General features: G+C 39.4%; 20 protein-coding genes. 2 read left to right on the top strand and 18 right to left on the bottom strand.

Annotated features, from left to right (window positions below):
• Positions 1–42 precede the first annotated feature (42 nt).
• The 6 genes from H6G75_RS05400 to H6G75_RS05375 form a co-directional block, all read right to left on the bottom strand.
• Positions 43–1,083: an iron ABC transporter permease gene (locus H6G75_RS05400; RefSeq protein ID WP_190978940.1), complete on the bottom strand. Its 1,041-nt coding sequence runs from the start codon at positions 1,081–1,083 to the stop codon at positions 43–45.
• Positions 1,080–2,111 carry an iron ABC transporter permease gene (locus tag H6G75_RS05395; RefSeq protein WP_190978939.1) on the bottom strand — a complete coding sequence of 344 codons (1,032 nt, stop codon included), beginning with the start codon at positions 2,109–2,111 and terminating at the stop codon, positions 1,080–1,082. The genes H6G75_RS05400 and H6G75_RS05395 overlap by 4 nt, the downstream gene beginning before the upstream one ends.
• A 256-nt stretch (positions 2,112–2,367) precedes the next feature.
• Positions 2,368–2,835, bottom strand: a complete 468-nt coding sequence (locus H6G75_RS05390; RefSeq protein ID WP_190978938.1) for a hypothetical protein — start codon at positions 2,833–2,835, stop codon at positions 2,368–2,370.
• 129 nt (positions 2,836–2,964) lie between these two features.
• Positions 2,965–3,471 carry a HEAT repeat domain-containing protein gene (locus tag H6G75_RS05385; RefSeq protein WP_190978937.1) on the bottom strand — a complete coding sequence of 169 codons (507 nt, stop codon included), beginning with the start codon at positions 3,469–3,471 and terminating at the stop codon, positions 2,965–2,967.
• 295 nt (positions 3,472–3,766) lie between these two features.
• Positions 3,767–5,044 carry an adenosylhomocysteinase gene (ahcY, locus tag H6G75_RS05380; protein WP_190978936.1) on the bottom strand — a complete coding sequence of 426 codons (1,278 nt, stop codon included), beginning with the start codon at positions 5,042–5,044 and terminating at the stop codon, positions 3,767–3,769.
• A 143-nt stretch (positions 5,045–5,187) separates the two neighbouring features.
• Entirely contained in the window at positions 5,188–6,057 is an 870-nt protein-coding gene (locus H6G75_RS05375; RefSeq protein ID WP_190978935.1) for an Rpn family recombination-promoting nuclease/putative transposase, read from the bottom strand.
• Positions 6,058–6,286: 229 nt separating this feature from the next.
• Here H6G75_RS05375 and H6G75_RS05370 point away from each other — a divergent pair, with 229 nt between their 5' ends.
• A complete protein-coding gene (locus tag H6G75_RS05370) occupies positions 6,287–6,940 on the top strand; it encodes a glycoside hydrolase (protein WP_397331499.1) in 654 nt (217 codons plus the stop codon).
• A gap of 458 nt (positions 6,941–7,398) precedes the next feature.
• Here the strand turns inward: H6G75_RS05370 and menH are convergent, their stop codons facing one another.
• The 10 genes from menH to H6G75_RS05320 all read right to left on the bottom strand — a co-directional run bounded on the left by menH (position 7,399) and on the right by H6G75_RS05320 (position 19,213).
• A complete protein-coding gene (gene menH, locus H6G75_RS05365) occupies positions 7,399–8,208 on the bottom strand; it encodes a 2-succinyl-6-hydroxy-2,4-cyclohexadiene-1-carboxylate synthase (RefSeq protein ID WP_190978934.1) in 810 nt (269 codons plus the stop codon).
• Between the two features lie 38 nt (positions 8,209–8,246).
• Positions 8,247–8,699, bottom strand: coding sequence for a DUF3592 domain-containing protein (locus H6G75_RS05360; RefSeq protein ID WP_190978933.1), 453 nt, complete (start codon positions 8,697–8,699; stop codon positions 8,247–8,249).
• Between the two features lie 24 nt (positions 8,700–8,723).
• Positions 8,724–9,692, bottom strand: coding sequence for a glutathione S-transferase family protein (locus tag H6G75_RS05355; protein WP_190978932.1), 969 nt, complete (start codon positions 9,690–9,692; stop codon positions 8,724–8,726).
• Positions 9,693–9,754: 62 nt separating this feature from the next.
• Entirely contained in the window at positions 9,755–10,915 is a 1,161-nt protein-coding gene (locus H6G75_RS05350) for a hybrid sensor histidine kinase/response regulator (RefSeq protein ID WP_190978931.1), read from the bottom strand.
• Positions 10,916–11,046: 131 nt separating this feature from the next.
• On the bottom strand, positions 11,047–11,493 hold the full coding sequence (locus tag H6G75_RS05345) for a response regulator (RefSeq protein WP_190589735.1): 447 nt from the start codon (positions 11,491–11,493) through the stop codon (positions 11,047–11,049).
• Positions 11,441–13,744 (bottom strand): ATP-binding protein, encoded by a 2,304-nt coding sequence (locus tag H6G75_RS05340; RefSeq protein ID WP_190978930.1) that lies wholly within the window; start codon positions 13,742–13,744, stop codon positions 11,441–11,443. Before H6G75_RS05340 ends, H6G75_RS05345 begins: the two co-directional genes overlap by 53 nt.
• A 435-nt stretch (positions 13,745–14,179) precedes the next feature.
• Positions 14,180–15,631, bottom strand: coding sequence for a dolichyl-phosphate-mannose--protein mannosyltransferase (locus H6G75_RS05335; RefSeq protein ID WP_190978929.1), 1,452 nt, complete (start codon positions 15,629–15,631; stop codon positions 14,180–14,182).
• A gap of 265 nt (positions 15,632–15,896) precedes the next feature.
• Positions 15,897–16,256: a XisI protein gene (locus H6G75_RS05330; protein ID WP_062291441.1), complete on the bottom strand. Its 360-nt coding sequence runs from the start codon at positions 16,254–16,256 to the stop codon at positions 15,897–15,899.
• A gap of 130 nt (positions 16,257–16,386) precedes the next feature.
• Positions 16,387–18,900, bottom strand: a complete 2,514-nt coding sequence (gene ppsA / locus H6G75_RS05325; protein WP_190978928.1) for a phosphoenolpyruvate synthase — start codon at positions 18,898–18,900, stop codon at positions 16,387–16,389.
• Entirely contained in the window at positions 18,860–19,213 is a 354-nt protein-coding gene (locus H6G75_RS05320; RefSeq protein ID WP_190978927.1) for a hypothetical protein, read from the bottom strand. Before H6G75_RS05320 ends, ppsA begins: the two co-directional genes overlap by 41 nt.
• 52 nt (positions 19,214–19,265) lie before the next feature.
• Between H6G75_RS05320 and H6G75_RS05315 the strand changes: the two genes are divergently transcribed.
• Positions 19,266–19,433: a hypothetical protein gene (locus H6G75_RS05315; protein ID WP_190978926.1), complete on the top strand. Its 168-nt coding sequence runs from the start codon at positions 19,266–19,268 to the stop codon at positions 19,431–19,433.
• A gap of 500 nt (positions 19,434–19,933) precedes the next feature.
• Here H6G75_RS05315 and H6G75_RS05310 read toward each other — a convergent pair whose 3' ends face one another.
• Positions 19,934–21,820, bottom strand: a complete 1,887-nt coding sequence (locus H6G75_RS05310; RefSeq protein ID WP_190978925.1) for a CHASE2 domain-containing protein — start codon at positions 21,818–21,820, stop codon at positions 19,934–19,936.
• A 288-nt stretch (positions 21,821–22,108) separates the two neighbouring features.
• Positions 22,109–22,786 (bottom strand): response regulator transcription factor, encoded by a 678-nt coding sequence (locus H6G75_RS05305; RefSeq protein WP_190978924.1) that lies wholly within the window; start codon positions 22,784–22,786, stop codon positions 22,109–22,111.
• Positions 22,787–22,871 lie beyond the last annotated feature (85 nt).

The raw sequence follows: 22,871 nt of genomic DNA, 5'->3' as shown, positions 1-22,871 counted from the left end.
TTAATAAAAATCAGATTTTTACCTATTCCCTAGTTCCCAAAACTATTTCTTCCGATTACGAATTAACAAATAGAGGAAATAAGGCGCACCGACGGCAGCCGTCACAATGCCACAAGGAATTTCAATAGGTGCAAACATTGTTCTTCCTAGAAAGTCTGCTATTACAACTAATATTCCTCCCAACAATGTCGAGATAGGAATTAAGCCTTGATGATTTGTACCTACTAACTGTCTGCCGATATGGGGTGCGATTAATCCTACAAAACCAATCATTCCGGCTGTGGCGACTGCTGCACCAGCTAAGGCAACACCAACTAGCACCAGTAAACCCCGTTGCCATTCCACGCGAGTTCCTAAACCTTTGGCGACATCATCCCCCAAATTTAAGGCGTTCAACTGTCTGGCTAATATCAACGCCATCGGGACAAAAACGATTAACCAAGGTAAGAAGGAAAAGACTTGTTCCCAAGTGCGTCCGTAAACACTACCCGCTAACCACACCAAGGCATCACTGACGCTATAAATATTGCCAAAGGTAATCATCAAACTGGTGAATGCGCTGGCGATCGCCGACAATCCCACGCCCATTAAAATAAATAAAACGGGGGAACTACCATTGTTCCAAGCTAAGGAGTAAATTAACCCAGCCATTAATAAAGCACCGCCAAAGGCTGATAAAGGCAAAGCGTAAATAGGTGCTGTTGGCAATAGTACAATTACAGAAACGGCTGCTAAACTTGCGCCTGCATTAATCCCAATAATGCTGGGGTCAGCTAATGGGTTGCGTGTGATGCCTTGAAAGATAGTCCCTGCAACTGCCAGTGCCATTCCCACCATGACAGCTACTAAGGTACGAGGTAGACGCAGATTATCAATCACAAAAGCATGATCTGGGTTGCCTGTATCTATACCCAATACAGTTTTGACGATATCTAAGGGAGAAATCGGATATTCACCCTGTCCTAAATTCATCACCATCGCCACCACAAGCCCGACTGCCAAACATAACAGCATTGGTGGCACACGGCGGTCAATCCGCAAAGATATCGTTTCAGAACGAAATACAAGCCAATCCAATTTCATTTTCTTACCTTCGATTTAGCCAAGTAGACAAAAAAGGGTGCGCCAACCAAGGCTGTCATAACTCCTACTGGTATTTCTTGGGGTTGCAGTAAGACACGCGCCGCGATATCTGCAATTAACAGTAAAGTTGCCCCCAAGACTGCGGAATAAGGCAAAATCCAACGGTAATCAGCTTTAATAAAAAACCGCACAACATGGGGAACAATTAAGCCAATAAAGCCAATTGGCCCAGCTAAAGATACAGAACTTCCCGCCAGTAAGACAACGCTGATGGCGGTTGTAATTTTTACCCAACCCGTTTGTTGACCCAAGCCTTTAGCGACATCTTCACCTAGACTCATTGTGGTAATTTGTCTACCCAGGGCAAATGCTACGACTAAGCCAATCACGACAAAAGGTAACGCTGACAATAATATATTGATATCGCGGCCAGCTAGTGAACCAGCTAACCAAAATCGAATTTCTTCTAAGGTTCTTTGGCTAACTATGAGCATCGCAGTCATTACAGAGGAAATCAGGGCGGTGATTGCTGCGCCTGCAATGGTGAGATTCAGTGGGGTGGCTCCGCCTTTGCCCAAGGAAGCAATCAGGTAGACTAACACTGCTGTCGCACCTGCACCTAAAAAGGCCACGATAGTTAAAACATTTAAGGAAGAGCTACCGAAGATAAAAGTTGTGGTGACTACAGCTAATGCGGCTCCTGACTCAATACCTAAAATTCCGGGATCTGCTAAGGGGTTGCGTGTCAAACCTTGCATTAATGCACCTGCAACTGCCAAGGCTGATCCTACCAGCAAGGCGATGAGCGATCGCGGTAATCTCACTGTCTGAATGACTAAATGTTCATAAGACCCATCAAAAACGACAAAGGATGCCAAAATCTTATTTATTGGTATTTCTGCGGCACCTAAAGCGACGCTAAACACCAAGCAAATCAGCAGAATCAGTATGCCCAAAATCAGCCCTAAGAAAGGCGATATTTTGGGTTTATGCCAGTTTATTGGTGATGCTGTGGTTGCTTTTGTCATGCTCTTGAATTAATTGAACATCTCGTCATTTAGGTAAACTATTTGTGTTTTATTTGACATTGGCAATTACAACATCTTAATTGAGAATATTTAGTAAATATTGAGCCGCATATTCTTAGATGCACGGCTTTATAGCTCAATATGAGCAATGAGTTTCCAAAACTTACTTTATACTTATTAGTAATTTTTTTCAACTCTTGGGGTCAAATGGCGATCGCATCAACCAGGAGCTAATAATTTGATTTTTCCTGGCTCTTCATCTATCCTGTTCTGCGGCGCTGCGTTCTCGTGCCAAGCTATCGATCGCATCACCCAAAGCGGTGGTGAGACTTTTACGTGTTTGAGCGTGACTTTCTTGTTCAGTTTTCAAAGCTTGTAATAAGCGATCGCGCTCTTTAATCGCTGCAATCAATTTTGTCTGCAATTCTTCCACAGTTTGGATTTGAGTAATTTCAGCTTGAATAGCTTCAACTGCTTTACCGTCAGCCAGGGTTGCAGCTTCAATACCTTGGAGTTTGTGAATATTAGCTTTGAGAGATGCGATCGTTTGTTGGAATAAATGCGCGTCTGTCCGGCGTTGTTCTGCTTCTGTATTGTAGAGTTTGCGCCACTTTTCGGCACTTTCCCAAGCTGCTGCTAAATCAACTCTTTGTTCTGCCAGTTGGCGTTTGAGTGCTTGAATTTCAGCTAACCACTGCTGTGTTAAAGATGTACTTTCACTCATTTTTCTATGGTTGTATTTGTATAGTGTCAGTTGTAACTGCACTCTGATTATCTGTCACTGTTAATTTGGTGAGGGTTGAGCATAGTGGTTACAGTTTTACCATTGCCAATGCTTGGTGGATAAATTAATTTACCAATTGTCTAATATCAGATTTGCATCTTCGCTAATTAGCTCTTCAGGAGATTGAGCCGCCGACTCTATAATTATCTTCGCTTCAGGAGTTCCGATTTCTGCTAATGCCAGGAGAGACTTTCTTGGTACATTGAGCCATTCATCATACGACCATCGGTATGTCAACGCTTTGGATAATGCCGGAATTGCTCTTTCATCGCGCAATACATCCAAAAGTTCAATAACTGATTCGTGAAGACCATTATTATTCTCATCATTGAGGATTTGACAAAGTATAGGTGTGTAATCCTTTGATAAGTTACTCCATGCTGCCATCATGATAAACGAAGCCACAGGATAATCTGGATTTGAAGCATATTCTTCCAACTCCTGAATTACTTCGCTAACTAAAGGAGGTGATGTTTCAAATTCCTTGTTCATCTCCTTTAAAAGGAGAGATGATTCACTGGGTGTTGAAGAATCCTTGAATAATTGTAGATATTTTTCAATCGTTTTACTTAGCATTTGATAGCTTATTAATATTAGTGCGATCGCCTCTTGCTTAGGTTGGTAGAACGAAGTGAAACCCAAGAAACCTTCAACTACAAAAATATCTCAATTCCAAGGGTAAAATTGACGCTGCAATTATTTTACCTATTAAAATATTGCCTCAAAATATCATGATTTTGTGTTGGATTACGGCGCAATATATCTTGTGCGCCTGCACCAACATACTAGTATTGAAATTTGTTAATACCAAAACGGGATAGGTTATCCTATCCCGTCAACATATCCTATCGCTTAAACTTTAACACTGAGTTTAAGTTCCACTAGTCCAAGAGTTGATGTACTCAATTTGCTCTGGTGTTAAGGAGTCAATGCTAATACCAATAGCTTGCAACTTCAACCGCGCAATTTCTTGATCTACCTCGGTAGGAATCGAGTGCAAACCCGGTTCCAATTTACCTTTATTCTTCACCAAGTATTCACAAGCCAATGCTTGGTTTGCAAAGCTCATATCCATTACCGCGCTGGGATGTCCTTCGGCTGCGGCGAGGTTGACTAAGCGTCCTTCACCCAAAACAATCACTGATTTACCACTCTTCAGCTTATATTGTTCGGTAAAGGGGCGGACTTGCTTAATTTCTTCAGCTTGACTAGCCAAATATTTCAAGTCAAGTTCGATATCAAAGTGACCGGAGTTACAAACGATCGCACCATCTTTCATAACATCGAAATGTTCACCGCGAATGACGTGCTTGTTACCAGTTACGGTAATAAACAAATCACCTTGGGGTGCAGCTTCAGCCATTGGTAAAACGCGGAAGCCATCCATCACTGCTTCAATCGCTTTGATGGGGTCAATTTCGGTGACAATCACGTTTGCACCCAAACCACGGGCGCGTAATGCAGTACCTTTACCACACCAGCCATAACCAGCAACAACAATAGTTTTGCCAGCTAAGAGAATATTTGTCGCACGGATAATCCCATCCAGGGTTGATTGTCCTGTACCGTAGCGATTATCAAAAAAGTGCTTGGTATCTGCGTCGTTAACATTCACAGCCGGGAAGGTGAGAACGCCATCTTTGAACATCGCGCGTAAGCGCACAATTCCCGTTGTGGTTTCTTCTGTAGTCCCAATTAAATCAGCAATTTGATGTTGACGCTGCTGAACTAAGGTAGCTACCACATCACTACCATCATCAATAATAATGTTAGGACGGTGGTCTAAAGCAATTTGAACGTGGCGGTTATAAGTTTCGTTATCTTCGCCTTTGATCGCAAAAACGGGAATTTCATGATCAACAACGAGACTAGCAGCTACGTCGTCTTGAGTTGATAAGGGGTTACTCGCAATTAATACTGCATCTGCACCGCCAGCCTTGAGCGCAATGGCTAGATGTGCTGTTTCGGTGGTGACGTGGGCGCAAGCTACAAGACGCAGCCCCGCAAAAGGTTTTTCTTGGGCAAAGCGATCGCGGATTTGCCGTAAAACTGGCATTTCCCGTCCAGCCCATTCAATACGCTGTCTTCCCAAGGGAGCGAGGGCGAGGTCTTTAACCTCGTGCTTTAATCGGGGAGAAGTTGCGGTCATAAGTTCCTCAAAAACGTAAAAAATGTACGTAAATATCGCTTACGTACTTTATTTAGTTTATTGTACGACTAGAATTTTTGGGTTGTTTAGTTCGGATTTAGAATTGGAGGGGATGAAGGGCGATCGCGCCTGAGCTTAATTTATCACTTGTCTAACCAAGCCTGTAAATCAGCCAAACTGGTAAAATCTAGCAATGCTTCGCTCAAATCTTCCAGAACAGGCAAAGGCAAACCAGCAATTGTAGAGCGCATTTCTTCCGATAATTCGCCAAACCGCTTGGTTAGCTGTCGAGTAATCAGATTAATTGTTGCTGCTTCTCGACCTTCTTCACGCCCTTGTTCTCTGCCCTCTTCACGTCCTTCTTCTTTAATTTCTCGGTAAACTCTGGTTTCTTTAAGTGTAATTCCCAGCATTGACTCAACCTCTGTTCTGGTTAATTGTTCAAACTTGTACACCATAATCGTGAGAATCATCTCTATTATGGCTTTATTCCCTAGCTCTGTGACTTCTTGGCGAGTTCTAGTTAAAAGATATCTTGCTTCTTCTGGTGCTTGATTTTCCTCTAGAGTTGTCAGCACCATCAACGCTACCCATATCGGTAAAGAGCGAATATTGCCTAATTCGTTCAGATACACCCGATGCACTTGTCCACCATTGAGGAATGAGCGATGTGGATGAATGTCGGCTTGTTCAGTATTGCGTGATGGATAAATGATGACTGCTTGCCAATCGCTAAATCTAGCACGATTGCGGTAAAAGTAGAGTGCAGATTCAGCAAATACTCTTTCGTAAAGCTGTTCATCTGTTTGGAACTGTACTTCACAGAAGTACACAACTCCCGCACCTTGATTTTCTGGCGGGAGAAACACACCATCAATTTCAAATTTGGGTTCTTTGACGGCTACTGAATCAAATCTGTATGCTTCTGCATTGCTGGGTGGTGTTGCTAATAATTGAAATAACAGTGTAGGAGATTGTTGAAATAGTTTGTAAAATATCGAATCTCGGCGCATAAATTAGTATTAGCCATATATGTTCATTATTTTAGATTAAGATGCGTATTTTAATCTGATATTCATTGTATTTACCATCAGAAATCAAACATAAAGCAATCAGAGAAAAGTCGCCAATCAGTGACAACAAGTTCATTATGTAACCAGTGTTGCATTAGTTAGTATTGAAGAAAGTCAAGTGAGGAGTCGGATTCTGAAAAAGTTTGAACTGAAAGGGGTTGAGAAATTAATTGGGCCGATCGCGGCGCTATTGGCTTTTATATGCTTGTTACAGTGGTATATCTTTGGAGACTTGCGATCGCCTTCTGATCCTGTGTTTAATGATAATCAACCACCCCTAGTCATGAAAGGCGGCGACCCCTATATCCGCGCCTTGATGCGAACCATTTCCGCCAGTGAAGCTAATGGGAACCGTCCTTACTCTCTGTTGTATGGTGGACAACAAGTTACAGACTTAAGTCGTCACCCAGAAATCTGCGTTACCATCGTTACCGGGCCAAACACAGGTAATTGTTCTACAGCTGCTGGCAGATATCAAATTATCAATACTACTTGGTATAATATTGCACCCCGTTATCATCCCAATCCAACAAGAATGGTGTTTTGGATTTCTTATAGTTTTGAACCAGAATTTCAAGATGTGGTAGTTTACCGTTGGTTAAACGATATTCAAGTTTGGGGTGTTGATATTCCTAAACTTTTGCGTCAAGGCAAAATAAATGATGTTTTACGCCGTTTATCTCCAACTTGGACAAGTTTAGGATATGGAATCGAAACAAATTCTATCAGTAATTCTTTACCTAAGATTTATCAAAAAATGTTAAAAGAAGAATTAGCAAAAGCTAATCAACCAACATCAGTAAATGTTGCGCCAACTCCTTAAGTAAACTCCCTTTAATGTTGATATGAAGATGTGTAATTAGTCTTGAATTTATCAGTAAATAAATGAAAATTTTAATCTTCCTATGACAGCAATAACATTCTGCAAAAAATTTGGTCTTAAAGATATTCCCGGACAAATAAAGAATAATTAACTGCCGATGGACGAAGATGAACGCAGATATTTTTCACATCAACAGACTAGCAAAATCTATATATAGCGGTAGTATCTGTAGTGGCGCGGCAAGCCTTAAATGTTGCATGATAAATTTCTTGTGGGATGGGCTTCTAGCCCGTCCGGTGCGGGCAGGATGCCCACACCACAAGAGTTATTTTTATGCCCTATTTTAGCCTTGCCGCGCCAGTAGGGTGTGTTAGGCGTAAGCCGTAACGCACCGAAAACTTGGCGTTAGATGCGTTACGCTGTCGCTAAAACATCCTACGTACATTTCATAAATCTAATTATCCTGCTAAAAATTCTTGAATATACTGCACAAATTCTGGAGTATTTTCTAAGTGAACATTATGAGCAGAGTTACTAATTACTTTTAATTGAGCAACTGGGCATTTTATCGCCATTTCTTTATTGATATTGATAAACTTTTCATCATTATGACCTACTAGTAAAAGCAAAGGTACTGTATTATTTTCGAGTTTATGCCATAACGCAGGTTGACTACCTGTTCCCATAATTCTGAGTGATTTAGCTAATTCAAGCGGTTGATTTTGTAATCGACTTGCTAACATTCTGTCAAATGCTGGATGATTTTTGATAGAACCAAAAATTGGCTGATTATACCAGTTTAATAAAAATCCTCGAAATTCATCTATAGAAAGACATCTTGAGAGTTTCCTGGCTATTTGTTCATCTTTTTTAATTCTTCCTAGTCGTTCTTGTTCTGTAGCTAAACCGGGAGAGGCTGATTCTAAGATAACTTTTTCAAAACGCTCAGGAGAATGTAAAGTTAGGTATAGGGCTAATCTTCCACCCATTGAATAACCAACTAAAAAGCATTTACGTAAGTGCAATTCATCTAATAAATTAATTAATGCTTGAGAAGTTTGTTCAATGTTATAGTATTTATCTTCACCAAATACTTGCGTTTTACCATGTCCGGGAAGGTCTACGGTGAGATAAGAAAATTCTGTACCCAGAAGTTTGATAACTTCGTCAAATTCATCTAACTGACCAATAAAACCATGTAGAAAAATAATATATGGTTTATTGGGATGGCTAACTAACTGATAGTGAAATTTATAATTTTCTCCCATACTATTAAATTTACACAAATCAGCGATCGCTCTCTATTTTAGCTTCTAGGTAGGAGTGATTTTACTAATGGGATACCCCCAATTAAAACAAACAGTGAACCCATACCAATAAACATTGTAGGTAAAAACCATAAATCAAACCAAGAGTGAATTGCAGCAGATTCTGGCTCTTGAGGATTGTAGACAATTTCTACTTGTTGTCCTGGAGAATATGCTGGGGGGTTACTGCCGCTACCAGCTTCAAATTCTACTACTTTACCAGAATTTGCTGTAAATTTGATGACTGGATAATAAATAGTAGAAGAACGCCCTTTACTATCTCTAGATTTATGTTTGACTACGTTAATCACAGTTCCTTGGGCGGGGATAGAATTTTTAGAGAAACTGCGAGTATCTATAGCAATGATGATACCTGTGATCAAAAAAATACTACCAATCCCCGCAAATATAGAACCAAATATGCGAAAAAAGGTGACATCTTGATTTGGCATATATTTGAGATTTAAGTAAAATATCTAGATTTGGTGATCGCGGCATTTATAAGGTAAGTCAAAATTAATTATCGGGCCTACTGGCATCACTCCACTAGGATTTAATTCTGGTAGACCGACATAATACAGTTGTTTGATATGATTAATATTACACCATTGTTTCACACCAGGATATTGATATAGCTCCCGGCAATAATTCCAGAGATTGGGATACTCCACTAACCGCTTCAAGTTACACTTAAACAAGCCATAATATGCTAAATCATATCTGAACAAAGTCGTAAACATACACCAATCTGCTAAGGTAATTTCATCACCGCAGAGATATGGCTGTTTAGCTAACACTTTTTCCCAATGTTCCATAGCCAAGAATAATTCTTTCATGGCTTGTTCATAAGCCGTTTGGGTTGTGGCAAAACCAACGCGGTATACACCATTATTTATCGGCTGGTAAATAGCATCGATGGTTTTATCAATGACAGCTTGTAGGGATTTGGGATAAAAATCAACCATTTTCTCAGCAAAGAAATTAAATTCTGTATTTAATATTTGGATAATTTGCCGAGATTCATTATTAATAATGCTGTTTGTATGTTTATCCCACAGTACTGGAACGGTGACTCGTCCGGTATAATTGGGATTCGCTTTGGTGTAAATTTGCCAAAGATAATCAGCTTGGTTAACTTTGTCTCGAATACATCCTTGTTTATCAGAAAATTTCCATCCTTGTTCACTAATTACAGGGTCAACGATAGAAAGACCAATCACTTTTTCTAACCCTTTTAAAGCACGTAATAAAACAGTACGATGCGCCCAAGGACAACCCAAAGAAACATACAAATGATATCTATCGGCTTCTGCTCTAAATCCACTAGCGCCATCTGCGGTAATTTTATGATGAAACTGTGTAGGCATTCGCTGAAATTCGCCTTTCTCATTTCGTTCTGTCCAGACAGTTGTCCATTGTCCGTTAACTAATCTACCTAATGCCATATTTTTTCCCTATATTAATTGATGGAATGATTTGGCGATAGTTTAACAGACTTTTTTGGCGTTTACAGCTTAATCAAAGGTAGAGTGACAATAAAAGTTGTGCCGACTCCTACCTCGCTGTTGAGCATAATTTCGCCGCTATGGGCATCGACACACTTTTTTACAATTGCCAAACCTAAGCCAGTACCGGGAATTCCCCCGACGTTTTCGGCACGTTGGAAAGGTTGAAACATATGCTTTTGGTCTTGTTTTGGGATACCAATTCCCCAATCTTGAAACCGGAACATGACGGAGTTTTCTTGGCTAATTAATTCAAACTGAATTTTGCCATTAGGTAGGGAATATTTAATAGCATTGCCTAATAAATTGCCTAAAATGTGGCGTAGTAGAGTTTCATCCCAAACGGCTTCAGCTAATTCTCCATAACTGGTAAATACCAGATTTAAATTTTTTTCTTTGAGATTTAATTGCGCTTCATAAACTAATTGGCGACAAAATCCTTCTAAATCTAATGGTTCAAGGTCACAGGTAAATTTCCCAGAGTCAACCCTACCAATTACAGAAACTTCGTCTAGCATTTGTGCCATGTTCTTAATAGCTGCGCGAATCATTTGTAAATGATTGCGTTTTTTCTCTTGAGTTAATTTATCTTCGTTATTTTGGAGTAGTCCGGCGGCTAAGAGAATAGTATTTAGCGGTTGACGAATATCATGAGAAAGCATGGAAACTAATTCTGATCTGAACTGGTTAATTTCGTTAGCTTTCACTAGTTCGGCAGTACTTTCTTTAACTTGTACTTGTAATGTTTGATTAACTTGGCGTAATGTTTCTAAAAGCTGTTTACGCTCGATCGCATAACAGATAGAACGCACCAAACCATTAGCATTGACGTGACGCTTGACTAAATAATCTTGCGCTCCTTCTCTGACTGCTACAATCGCCAGTTCTTCGTCGTTAGTATTTGTGAGTACGACTATTGGCACGCTGGGCGCACAACTAATCAAGACTGGCAAAGATGATAATCCTTGACTGTCGGGTAGAGTCAGGTCGAGTAATATGATATCGTAATCGCTGCTTTTGAGTTCGTTGAGTGCTTCTTGTAATCGCTTGACATGAACTAGCACAAATTCTTTAGCGTCGGCTTGCTGCAAAAACTCTTGCAATAACCTAGCTTCTGCCAGATTGTCTTCAATTAACAAGATTTTTACTAAGCTTCCAGCCATAGTTTTTTATTTCAAGCCCTGGGAAGTGAGAGTGGGAAGGCAGGAGGCAGAAGGCAGAAGGCAGGAGGAAAAGACTATGTGGCATTTTCTCTCCTGCACCCTGACACCCTGACACCCCTACACCCATCTAGTTACTCTGAAGGTAAGGTAACGGTAGATAGCCAAAAATCTTCGATACCTTTGACGATTTGGAAGAGTTGGCTGAGGTTGCGAGATTTTGTAATGTAGCAGTTAACGTGCAAGTCGTAGCTGTGAAAAATATCATCCTCGTTTTTTGAGGTTGTCAGCACAACTACCGGGATGCGTTTCAGGAGTGGGTCGTTTTTAATTTCTGCTAAGACTTCTCGACCATCTTTTCTAGGTAAGTTTAAATCTAGCAGAATCAGGTCGGGGCGGGGAGCATCGGCGTATTCACCTTCTTGGCGTAAAAAGGCCATTGCATCCACGCCGTCCCTGACTATCACGACTTCGTGGGGGACTGCGCTATTTTTCAATGCTTCTTGAATTAAGCGGATATCGGCTTTATTATCCTCGACCAAAAAGATGGTTTTGGGCTTGTCTTCCGTTTCTACGCTCACGCTCGCGCCCTCCAACTGGAATTGTAAAGTAGAAGGTAGCTCCCTCACCAAGTTGTGATTCTACCCAGATGCGACCTCGATGACATTCGGCAATTTTTTTACAGATGGCTAAACCCATACCCGTACCAGGATACTCGTCTCTGGTGTGTAGGCGTTGGAAGATGACAAAAATGCGATCGCTAAATTTGGGTTCTATACCGATACCATTATCGCGTACCCAGAACAACCATTCATCTTCTAATCTTTCTGCACCTACGTGAATGCGGGGTGGTTGGTTGCTACGGAATTTGATGGCGTTAGCAATCAAGTTCTGGAATAGTTGCATTAACTGGGTACTACCAGCCATGACTGTGGGTAAGGGATCATAGGTAATTACCGTACCTGTTTCAGCAATGCGCTGACGTAAGTTGCTGAGGGCGTGTTCTAAGGCGGTTTCGACTTCAGTTAGTTGAAATGCGATCGCTTGAGTATCAACTTTGGAGTATGCTAGTACGTCATCAATCAAAGTCTGCATTAGACTCACACCCTGAACGGCGAAGCCAATAAATTCTTTCGCGTCTTCGTCCAGTTCTTCGTTATAGCGCATTTCCAATAACTGCACATAATTCGCCACTTGATTGAGTGGTTCTTGCAAGTCATGGGAAGCAACGTAAGCAAATTTTTTCAATTCGGCGTTAGAACGTTCTAAATCTTGGGCTAATTGAGCAAGTTCATCGGCTTGGCGCAAGACAATATTTACAATTGCTTTTCGCAATTCCAATGCAGCTTTAATTTCCACATATTGCCAAGGTAAAGATGTTAGCTTGACTGTTTCTTTCCACAATTCAAAAGATTTGCGGGGACACAGACGCACATCGCCATCTGTTTGGCTAACTTCAAATGCTTTATTAGGATCACCACCCCAATTCACTGTTTGAATGACTTCGGGACGGAACCACAAAACATAATTGCGTTTAGAAATGGGAATTGCTAATAAACCACTAGCAACGTTTTTAAATTTCTCCGCATCGGGGTAAACTTGGGGCAAAGAATTAGTATAGAAAACTTCTTCATCGACGTTGTTCTTTAACCACTGTACCAAAAAAGTCAAGTCTTCTTCGGCGGGAGTCTCACCTATAAGTGTACAGCGATCGCCAAAACAAACAGCCGCACCTTGGGCGCTGGTTAAATCTAATAAATTCGGCTGATGTTTGACTAAACCATCGATGAAGTTTTCTTCCTGAGACATATATTCAACCAACAGTGATTGAATATGTGTCAAATTCATCCGATAGTCGTAATCTTCTGTTTCTTCTCTGGCAGAAATTTCGGCAAATATCACTCGTCCTAAAAATTCGCAGGCTTTCCGCAATTCGTAAGAAACAAATTTCGGTGTTTGATGATGGCAAGCAATCAATCCCCAGAGTTGTTGGTCTTTAATTAAGGAGATAGTTAAAGAAGCACCCACACCCATATTATGTAAATATTCCAGATGGCAAGATGCAGCACTTCTCAAAATAGAATTGGTTAAATCTACAGGACGCTGACTAACTGGATTAACGGCGGGAATTAGTTGTACTGGTTCGGCTTTGGCATCCGGGATAATTCTAATCGAATTAGATGCAAATAATTTTCTAGCTGGTTTAGGAATATCTGATTCAGGATAATGTAAACCTAAATATGGCTCCAGGGTTTCTAGCTTTTCTTCAGCAATTACTGAACCATGTCCATCATGATCAAATTTATATAACATTACCCGGTCAAAACCAGTTACTTTCCGCACTTCTTGGACAATGATTTGGCAAAAATCCCGCAGATTTGAGGTTTTTTCTAACTGGTTAATAGAAGCCTTCGCTAGATGGTAAAAACTTAAAAATGGGATGTTTTCTTGGGAAAATGTTGGTTCCAGTTCCAGAATTAAACAGCCTTCTGAGTTACGATGAAAAACTGCATCAAAAACTATATATTCATCACCTTTTTTGCGGAACCAAAGTTTGGTCGGGTTGATAAACTCTAAATTAGCTTCGGCTAACCCTGCCTTAATTCTTTCGAGTTGATAAGAGTCTAATAAATCTTCGAGTTTCTTTTGTAACATTGCTTCGGGTTCTATCCCGAATACAGCCCAAGTATTATTACTTACTTGTAAGATTTGTAATTCTGGTTCTGCCAAAACTAACAATACTCCGTGGGGCTGAATTTGGCGAGAAGTATGAATTGGCGCTTCTTTTAAGCTAGTAACATTAATGCTAGGAAGTTGTACATTTAATTCCATTAGGATTCCCCTCTATATACTAGGGAGCATCAAAAGCAGGCTCTATATAGGTGTTACCTATGGTGTGGATAACTTTATGACACTTCCTAGATGTAAGCTGATATAATTGTGATTCTATAAATCTAGTAATTCTGAAATTCTTACAGTAAAAATATAGAATGATGAATTATAAAATTTTTCTTTATTTTTCTTCATCATTTCTGATATTTCGATACTTAATTTTTTGCTACCTCAATTGTGCTACTTAGCTATATTTTTAGCTTAACTTGCGTTTTTAGTCTAACAGTCAGGCTCGATAAATACAGATAAGAAATGTAAAAAAGATGTGATTAGTTACCCTGCATATATGTAGCAGTATTAAGGAGATTAGAGGTGACAGGTGATAGGTGACAGGTGACAGGTGACAGGTTAGAGGTATCTTAAGGCAAAATAACTTTAAATCCAAGAGTTAAACCACATTCTGAGGCGATAAAGTTCGGTTGTCAGTGGTAAACCTAAATAAATCGGCAACCAAAACACAAAAGCCACCAAAATAATTATAGAAAGGCTGACACCGATCGCCTGCAATGGATAATGATAACTACGTAGGCATTGATCCACAAACCAAGCGATCGCGAGAAATGCAAATACCACAGCCGTCATATAGTGGTAAATAAACGCGCAGCGCGATACTCTCATCCAAGGTACTAAGTTAGTGGCATAATTTACGACTAAGTACAAAGCAATCCAGGTATCGACAGTAAAGTTTTTCGGTAAGGTAAATTGTTTTTTTTGCTGCAAAAACATTACCATTGAAACAATGAGCATTCCGATTAAAAATAACATGGCAGCAACACTAAACCACCATAAAAAAGGATTGCCCATTGCATGAACATCATAAATAATTTTCCCAGCATTTGCAGGCAAATCTGGCCCCAAAACAGGTAATGGCTCATTAATACTGTGGGCTGTTTTGTAATAATATGCCATTGGTCTGATTAACAATGGCCATTTATACCAAGCAGCGCAATAGGGATGCACATTAGCATTATTTCCACCCAACCGTTCATGAAAACTCAAGATTTGCTTGTGGACTTCGATAAATCCGTATTTGGTATCTAGTTGTAAATGGGGAATCCAAATCAAGCTATAAACAATAAGTGGGATAACTCCTAAAAATAATATTATTTGCCAAGCATAGATTTGAGTGAGCTTTTGTAGTGGTGATTCATTCTGCTGATGAGTTTCTTCAGCATGATGATTGATTTTTCTGCCAATGAATTGCCATATCCAAGCAAATAGCCACAAACAATAAACACCAGCTAGGAAAAATAAACCATTCCACTTGGTAGCAATTGAGCAACCAAAAGCGATACCAGAAATAATTAAAAATAATTTACGTTGTTGTTTTTGATGATTTAAGGCTAAAAGAAACAACCAATGCCCTAATAAACCAAATATTACTATATATATATTAATCAAGGCATAGCGGGATTCAACAATAAAAATGCCATCAACAGCAGTAAATAACCCAGCAATTAAAGCAAAGCTACGCCGCGAACTTAATTGATAAGCAATCCCAGCATTTAATAAAGGGATAAATGAACCTAAAAAAGCATTAATCCAACGATAATCCCAAGGCGATCGCAGTGAACCCGTAAGTCCATTCACACTCTCATACAAAAATTTTACATGGCTACCCAGCCATATACCGAGAGCAATGATCAGTTTTCCCAATGGTGGATGACCATCGAAAAACGGAACATGGGTGAGATAGTTATTTCCAAACTTAGCGTAATAAACTTCATCAAAGACTAAGGTGTTAAACCTGTCTAGTCCCCAAAACCTGACAGCGAGTGAGAGTAAAAAGATACTCACTAACCCAATGCGAAACCAATTTTTATTCATCAGTCAAGGTCATCAGTCAATAGTCTTTAGCTATTTTCCCCTTTGTGTTGCTTTCTGTGGAAAAATTTTTAGGGTGAGCATTGCCCACCCTCATAGTACTGAATGTTAGGCTAGTACAGTTCGGCGTAAATCAACCGATCACACTTCGACTACTTCGACTGCGCTCAGTACAAGTAAGCTCAGTGACCATAAGAAATTGCTAAAAAGCTTGTGGTATCACTATTATTTCTTTTTCCTTTTGACCTTTTACTTTTGCCTTATTGTACTAGGCGATCGCAAATTCTGAATCTTGTCGCAGTTCCTCAGACCGAAACCCCAACACAATCTGATTTTTCGGTACGCCAGCATTAACAAGTTCTGCGGCTACTCCGTCTTCCGTACCATCACGCTGAATCCAAATCTTACCATCAATAATATCAACGTGAATAAGACAGCCGTGAACGCGTCGAGTCACAGTAGGAGAAAAATCATACGCAGGTTCTCGTCCCAAAATCATCACCAGATAACGATCTTGTTCACTATCAAAAACTGTTTCAAATTGAATGTCACCAGTACTGAAAGGAGTTTTTGTATGTTCAATTAAAATATTTCGTATTAGCTGTCTGTATTGCTCCAGGGTATCCATCGTAAAATAACCTCTTGTTCTAGGTTAAAGACAACGATATTAACTTTGTAATCCTCTACCAAAAGTTTAGCAATTGGCTCATCTTACAACAGAGACGTTGCAATACAACGTCTCTACTTTATCGCTTTACTCAAGACTCAGGATTTTCTACCTTGGCAATTTCCAGCATTGTTTTTAAAACTGAATCGGGATTTAAACTGATAGAATCAATGCCCTGTTCGACTAAAAACTGAGCAAATTCTGGATAATCGCTGGGTGCTTGTCCGCATATACCGATTTTCCGGTGGCGTTTTTTGGCGGCTTCAATGGCCATTTTCACCATTTGCTTCACGGCGGGACTGCGTTCATCAAATAATCTGGCGACTAAAGCTGAATCTCTGTCTAAACCTAGTGTTAGCTGCGTCAAATCATTAGAACCGATGGAAAAACCATCAAAGACATCGGCAAATTCTTCTGCCAAAATCACATTACTTGGTAATTCGCACATCACATAAACTTGCAAGTTATTTACACCTTGTTGCAAGCCATTTTTTGCCATCTCTGCTAATACTAACTTTCCTTCTTCGGGTGTGCGGCAAAATGGAATCATCGGTATGACATTTGTTAAACCCATTTCATCCCGGACTCGTTTGATAGCTTGACATTCTAAGGCAAAAGCAGCTTTATAACCTTCATCATAATAACGTGCGGCACCACGCCAACCCAACATCGGGTTTTCTTCCCCTGGTTCAAATTGTTTACCACCTAATAAATTGGCGTATTCATTACTCTTAAAATCTGACATTCGCACAATCACAGGTTTGGGATAAAATGCGGCGGCGATTCTGGCTATACCTTGAGCTAATTTATCCACAAAATATTGTGGTTTATGATGATAAAGTGCGGTGATTTCTGCTATTTGGAGTTTGACTTTTTCATCTTGCAATTGGTCGTAATGAATTAACGCCATTGGATGAATTTGAATTTGATTAGCAATAATAAATTCTGTCCGCGCTAAACCTACGCCGTCGTTGGGAATTGCAGATAAGCTAAAAGCCTCCTGGGGATTACCAACATTCATTAAAATTTGGGTACGGGTGCGGGGTAAGTTTTCTAAAGGGACTTCTTTAACTTCAAAGGGTAACAAGCCAGGATAAACTTTACCGTCTTCCCCTTCAGCACAAGAAACGGTGACTGCTTGACCATTTTGCAAGACTTGTGTCGCATTACCACAACCAACGATCGCCGGCACACCCAATTCTCGTGCAATAATCGCTGCATGGCAGGTACGACCACCAGCATTCGTAATAATTGCACTGGCGCGTTTCATAATTGGTTCCCAGTCGGGGTCGGTTCTCTCGGTAACTAAGACATCCCCTGGCTGAAATTTATCAATGTTGTGAACATCGACAATGACACTCACTTTACCTTGGCTGATGGCTTCACCTATGGCGCGTCCAGTTACTAAAGGGTTTGGAGTTTCTTGATTTGATACTAAACGATAACTGCGTAAGACATTGCCTTTTTTCTGTGACTGCACAGTTTCGGGACGTGCTTGCACAATAAATAATTGATTACTAATCCCATCTTTTGCCCACTCAATATCCATTGGGGTGTAATTACCGTGGACTTGGGAATAATGGTCTTCGATGACGCAAGCCCAATGGCCTAATTGTAAGATTTCTGCGTCATTGAGGGCAAATTGAGTGCGATCGCTTTCCGAAACCGGGACATTTTTGGTTAACTTGCAATTATCATCTGATTTAACTGTTAATGTATGGGCATTGTCAGCAGCACAAGCAACTAAATCAATTTCGGAAGCTGACACATAAATCATTTTGATTTCTTTACTGCCCAATTTCTTATCCAAAATTGGCCGGAAACCTGTTTTTAATGTGGGTTTAAATACTACATATTCATCAGGATTCACTGCACCTTGGACAACGTTTTCCCCTAAACCGTAGGCGGCGGTGATTAAGGCTGCATCTTTAAATCCGGTTTCGGTATCAATTGAAAACATCACCCCAGATGTTGCTAAATCAGAACGCACCATTTTCTGGACACCAACTGATAAAGCTACGTTAAAGTGATCAAATCCTTTTGTATGACGATAAGAAATAGCGCGGTCAGTAAATATAGAGGCAAAACATTTATGACAAGCTGTAATTACTTCTTCAACACCAACAATATTTAAATAAGTTTCTTGCTGTCCAGCAAAACTCGCATCAGGTAAGTCTTCCGCCGTGGCGCTAGAACGGACTGCAACATCTGTTTGAGTTTGATATTTATCACATAAATTTTCGTAGGCTTGGGCAATGGCTTGGCGTAAATCTGTGGGGAATGGTGTGTGTAATAATAGCGATCGCGCTTTTTCTCCACGTTCGCGTAAATTGTTTACATCATCAACATTTAAATCAGCAAAAAGTTGACGTAACTTGCTTTCTAACCCTGCTGATTGAATAAAATAACGATAAGCATAAGCTGTAGTTGCAAACCCCGTTGGTACATTCACACCTTTGGGGGTTAATTGTTGAATCATCTCTCCCAAAGAGGCATTTTTTCCACCTACTAGGTGTATGTCTTGAATGCCTACTTCATCAAACCAAAGAATCAGCGATTGTTCTTTAGAAAATGAAGACAAAATTTGATGAGATGCTGTAACCATAATTGTTACCTCCCCAATAGATACTCTGAATTAATGAGCTTTTAATTTTAGTGATTAATTTCATATCTCGCACCCAGCAGGCATTTCGGCGCTGATTTAGCGTCTGGTCTATCTTGTTGGTGCTTAATAATTCCTTTGGGATCACGATAACAAATAAATTCAGATTTTGGGTAAGATATGCAGCATTCCTTAAGATATTGCTGGCAATTTCTCCAGGTATTGCAAGCATTCGGGACTCTCTCAAACTATGAGAAAGAATGTAAAGAAAAATAAAGAGACGTTGCATTGCAATGTCTCTAGCAATGTTTGGCATAGATGCACTGTTTTCATGTCAGCGAGTTTGATTTCGCCGTGGCTGACTGGAGGTGGTAGGACTGTTTGATGGTTGTGTGCGAGTCACAGCAGAACCGATGATTAGTGATGGCGATCGCATATTATTAGTTTTGCATCCTACCCTGACACCTGATGAATCTGAATGGCCTGTCGGGGGTTTTTGGTCTTTCGGTGGTTCATATCCAGCTAGTGCTGTTTGACTCATCCCTAAGATGATACTGAAAACACAAATTGTGAAAATCTTTGGCTGCCAAAATTGATGATTTTTTATCTTAAATACCGAAGATTTGATCATTATTTTTCTCCTTCATGGAAGTACTCAAAAAATAATTTAAAAAATCAAAAAGTTATTTAATTTGCAATTAAAGCTATGCGTATCTTTTCTGTTTAAATTATATTAGTATCTTCTCATACTATATAACTATTTAGCAATTTTTAACCAATTCACTTAAGGGTATATCTATATAGATTGCAATATGTAAATCATGAAAATTCTCAAAACAAATTTCAATATAAAGTGGCGGATAAATAAACAAGTTGAAAACTACCAATAAATAGAAAATTTATTGGCGAGTCTGAATTTTTTACTATAGCGTTTCTTATTCTAGTGAAGTACAAGCAAGAATAATTAACCGCAGATGGACGCAGATAAATTTGTACCTCAGCAGACTAGGAAATACTACAATTAATTTTGACTTCTTCAATACCAAAAATAAAACTTAGGTATATGCCAAGATAACTCACACAGAGTTCCTCTAGGAGAAAGGGGAATGCGGCGAAATTTACCTTTAAATTGTCGTGCTAAATTTCTAAACTGTTGTGTTCCCCGTCCTTCTATCGATGAGTTAATTCCTAAACCATCATCGATAATACTTAAAGTGTACCAACCTTCCGATGCTGAACAAGTTACTTCTAGGCGGGTGACTCCTGCGGCATGTTTACCGACATTACATAAAGCTTCTTCTAAAAACCGACAAAGGTCACGCTTATGATCAAGATTTAAGCAGCGTTCATTTATTGGTTCAAAATTTCTGATTTTAACTTTAATAGTTTTAAAACAAGGTAACTCTCGCTCTAAGGTAGAATTATAAACTTGATAGAGAAGCTCATGTAAAGGGTCACGTAAATTTAGCACTGTATTTTTACCTAAATACAAGCTAGTTTCTTGGTCGATGGGTTCTCGTTGTAAAAATTCATAAATGCCTCGTAAATCATAGTTTAATTTTTCTAGTTCTTTTTCGATTTCAATGAGTAATTCATTGACTGGTAAATCTTTATCTCGCACTAGTTTTAAAACTTGAGCGAGGCTTTGTAAGGGGCCATTATGAATTTTAGCAAAGGTGCGTTCAATGATGGCTTGTCTGACTCTAATTCCCGAACGTAAAGCTTGCTCATATTGATATAAAGCTGTAATTTCCATACCATTTAAACTTAAAACTAAAAATGCAGGAATTAACGGAATCCACCAACCAAATAGCAGTAGAAAATAACACAATATAAATAAGCTACAACCGGCAATAGCCACAACTAATAAACTACGCCAAGGTGATTTTGTCAGCCTTGCGATCGCAATTCCAACTAATCCCCAACTCACAATCCATACATATTCCCAACCTTCTGACCAAGTATTTAACAATGGTCGAGAGTCAAGGACGGCGCTGATAATTTGGCTAACAGTATGTGCTTGAATTTCTACACCATAAACTCTCCCTGGTGCAGACTCCAAAGATTCAATTGCAGAAGTTGGAATAAAATCTTTCCGACTGGGGGAAGTGATACCGATAATTACAATGCGATCGCGTATCCAGTCTGGATTAAATTTATCATTTTTCAGTTCGGATAAGGATAAAAAGCGAAAGCGGTCTCGACCACTGTGAAAATTGAGTAAGACTTGCACTCCCCCCGCGTCGGTTCGCACATATCCCCCGGAATTGGGGAAGACTCTGGGTATCTCGGTTTGACCAAATCTAATCGCCGCGCGATCGCGTATGCCATTTTCTAGATTAAGCTGATAATGATTTAAATATACTGCTGCTAACTTGAGAGACAACGAAAATTTATAACCTTGATTGGTAGGCGTACCTAATAAACTACGGCGTAATTTACCATCACTATCCATAATTTGATCAGCAAAACCAATTTGTTCTGGTGACAATGCTGGCGGTGGTGCAATTTCATCAGGTAATACTTTATCAATTCCAATAATATTTTGAAAATTTTGCAAGACTGCGACTAATTCATCATGACCAGGATTTACTGGCGCATCTCGATAAACATCCAGTCCAATAACTCTTGGTTGATAAGTTTGTAATTTTAATAGTAACTGTGCTAAATCATGGTCTGAAAACGTAAAATCTGTACCATTATTAATATCATCTTCATTAATTCCGATTAATATAATTCGTTCATCTTTGGCTTCTTCAGGGCGTATCCGTAGCAAACTATCAAAAGCCAGCCACTCTAAAGATTGCATTACACCAGACAGACGAGCAATGATCACTAATCCAATAACTGCAATCCCTGGTAATATCCCTACGCGCCAAATATTAATTTCCTCTTTAATTTTTTTCCAATGTTCGGGCTGCATAAACCTTCGCTTGCATTTTTGCTGTTAATTAGCCCTGAACTTTAGCAGGTTGATTTATCGCCTTTCTTACCTAAGATACAAACACCAGTAAATAACTACATTAGACACAAAGCAGCTTCCCATAAAGTTGGACACAGATTAGCAGCAATAAATTTGTATCTCAGCAGACCGGGAACCGCTATCAATCACTTTCTAGACATCAAAATAGGGAACAAAGAATCAACAATAATTTTTTCTCTGACTTGTAAACAAAAATACTTTCATAGATTTAATTAATTTTGTTAATTATTAATCAATTAAACCTTCTTCTCTAGCTTGCATTTCAGTTTGAATACGGATATTTTTACCCTCTTCAGGATAAACATTTAAAGCATCTTGCAACTTACTCCAGTAATGACGCACCATCCTCTCAGAAATACACATCCGTTCGGCAATTGTTTTATCTTGCAATCCTTCTTCAAAAGCTAAAGCTAATACTCTCAGCCATTCTGGTTTAACTTCTAATACAGAATGGATACCTTTGATATCTTTTGTATGTGTTAAACCTTGCAAAGCCCAATCAACTCTTGTGAGCATTTCTTGGGTGGAAAGGCTTTTATCTGCAACAGTAAAACCTCCTTTATGACTGTCAATATCAGGTCGAATCCTCACTAAAGTTCTCACATTAGCACTCTGCACAACAATATTTAAGTGAGGATAATTTTTCATCAGAGTTCGCAGCAGTTGAACTCCGATATCTGGTCTGGCTGTCATCCCTGAAGTATCAGGAATTGACAAATCCATCACAATTAAATCTGGCTGTAAACAACTAATTTGATTGAGTGCATTTTTAGCATTTACAGCAGTAATAAATTCCGCATCAGGGTAACGCTTTTGCAATACATTAACAGTTCCCGCTAAAACTGATTCATGGTCATCAATTACTAAAATAGTGAGTAATGCTTTCTCTGTTAAAGCTTGTTTCATAATTAATAATCCACCAATTCCAGAAGTCACTATTAACTACATCAAGCACCATCAATAAATAAGTTTTTTATATTATGATTATATG

The sequence above is a fragment of the Nostoc sp. FACHB-280 genome, from assembly GCF_014697615.1.
Taxonomy (GTDB): Bacteria; Cyanobacteriota; Cyanobacteriia; order Cyanobacteriales; family Nostocaceae; genus Nostoc_B.
The sequence above is the reverse complement of the archived record's forward strand: the minus strand, read 5'-3'. Positions and strand labels throughout refer to the sequence as shown.

What these genes read in the sequence shown, in the direction of transcription:
- H6G75_RS05400 (WP_190978940.1), bottom strand. Translation starts at nt 1,083, where the DNA reads ATGAAATTGGATTGGCTTGTATTTCGTTCTGAAACGATATCTTTGCGG.
- H6G75_RS05395 (WP_190978939.1), bottom strand. Translation starts at nt 2,111, where the DNA reads ATGACAAAAGCAACCACAGCATCACCAATAAACTGGCATAAACCCAAA.
- H6G75_RS05390 (WP_190978938.1), bottom strand. Translation starts at nt 2,835, where the DNA reads ATGAGTGAAAGTACATCTTTAACACAGCAGTGGTTAGCTGAAATTCAA.
- H6G75_RS05385 (WP_190978937.1), bottom strand. Translation starts at nt 3,471, where the DNA reads ATGCTAAGTAAAACGATTGAAAAATATCTACAATTATTCAAGGATTCT.
- ahcY (WP_190978936.1), bottom strand. Translation starts at nt 5,044, where the DNA reads ATGACCGCAACTTCTCCCCGATTAAAGCACGAGGTTAAAGACCTCGCC.
- H6G75_RS05375 (WP_190978935.1), bottom strand. Translation starts at nt 6,057, where the DNA reads ATGCGCCGAGATTCGATATTTTACAAACTATTTCAACAATCTCCTACA.
- menH (WP_190978934.1), bottom strand. Translation starts at nt 8,208, where the DNA reads ATGGGAGAAAATTATAAATTTCACTATCAGTTAGTTAGCCATCCCAAT.
- H6G75_RS05360 (WP_190978933.1), bottom strand. Translation starts at nt 8,699, where the DNA reads ATGCCAAATCAAGATGTCACCTTTTTTCGCATATTTGGTTCTATATTT.
- H6G75_RS05355 (WP_190978932.1), bottom strand. Translation starts at nt 9,692, where the DNA reads ATGGCATTAGGTAGATTAGTTAACGGACAATGGACAACTGTCTGGACA.
- H6G75_RS05350 (WP_190978931.1), bottom strand. Translation starts at nt 10,915, where the DNA reads ATGGCTGGAAGCTTAGTAAAAATCTTGTTAATTGAAGACAATCTGGCA.
- H6G75_RS05340 (WP_190978930.1), bottom strand. Translation starts at nt 13,744, where the DNA reads ATGGAATTAAATGTACAACTTCCTAGCATTAATGTTACTAGCTTAAAA.
- H6G75_RS05335 (WP_190978929.1), bottom strand. Translation starts at nt 15,631, where the DNA reads ATGAATAAAAATTGGTTTCGCATTGGGTTAGTGAGTATCTTTTTACTC.
- H6G75_RS05330 (WP_062291441.1), bottom strand. Translation starts at nt 16,256, where the DNA reads ATGGATACCCTGGAGCAATACAGACAGCTAATACGAAATATTTTAATT.
- ppsA (WP_190978928.1), bottom strand. Translation starts at nt 18,900, where the DNA reads ATGGTTACAGCATCTCATCAAATTTTGTCTTCATTTTCTAAAGAACAA.
- H6G75_RS05320 (WP_190978927.1), bottom strand. Translation starts at nt 19,213, where the DNA reads ATGCCAAACATTGCTAGAGACATTGCAATGCAACGTCTCTTTATTTTT.
- H6G75_RS05310 (WP_190978925.1), bottom strand. Translation starts at nt 21,820, where the DNA reads ATGCAGCCCGAACATTGGAAAAAAATTAAAGAGGAAATTAATATTTGG.
- H6G75_RS05305 (WP_190978924.1), bottom strand. Translation starts at nt 22,786, where the DNA reads ATGAAACAAGCTTTAACAGAGAAAGCATTACTCACTATTTTAGTAATT.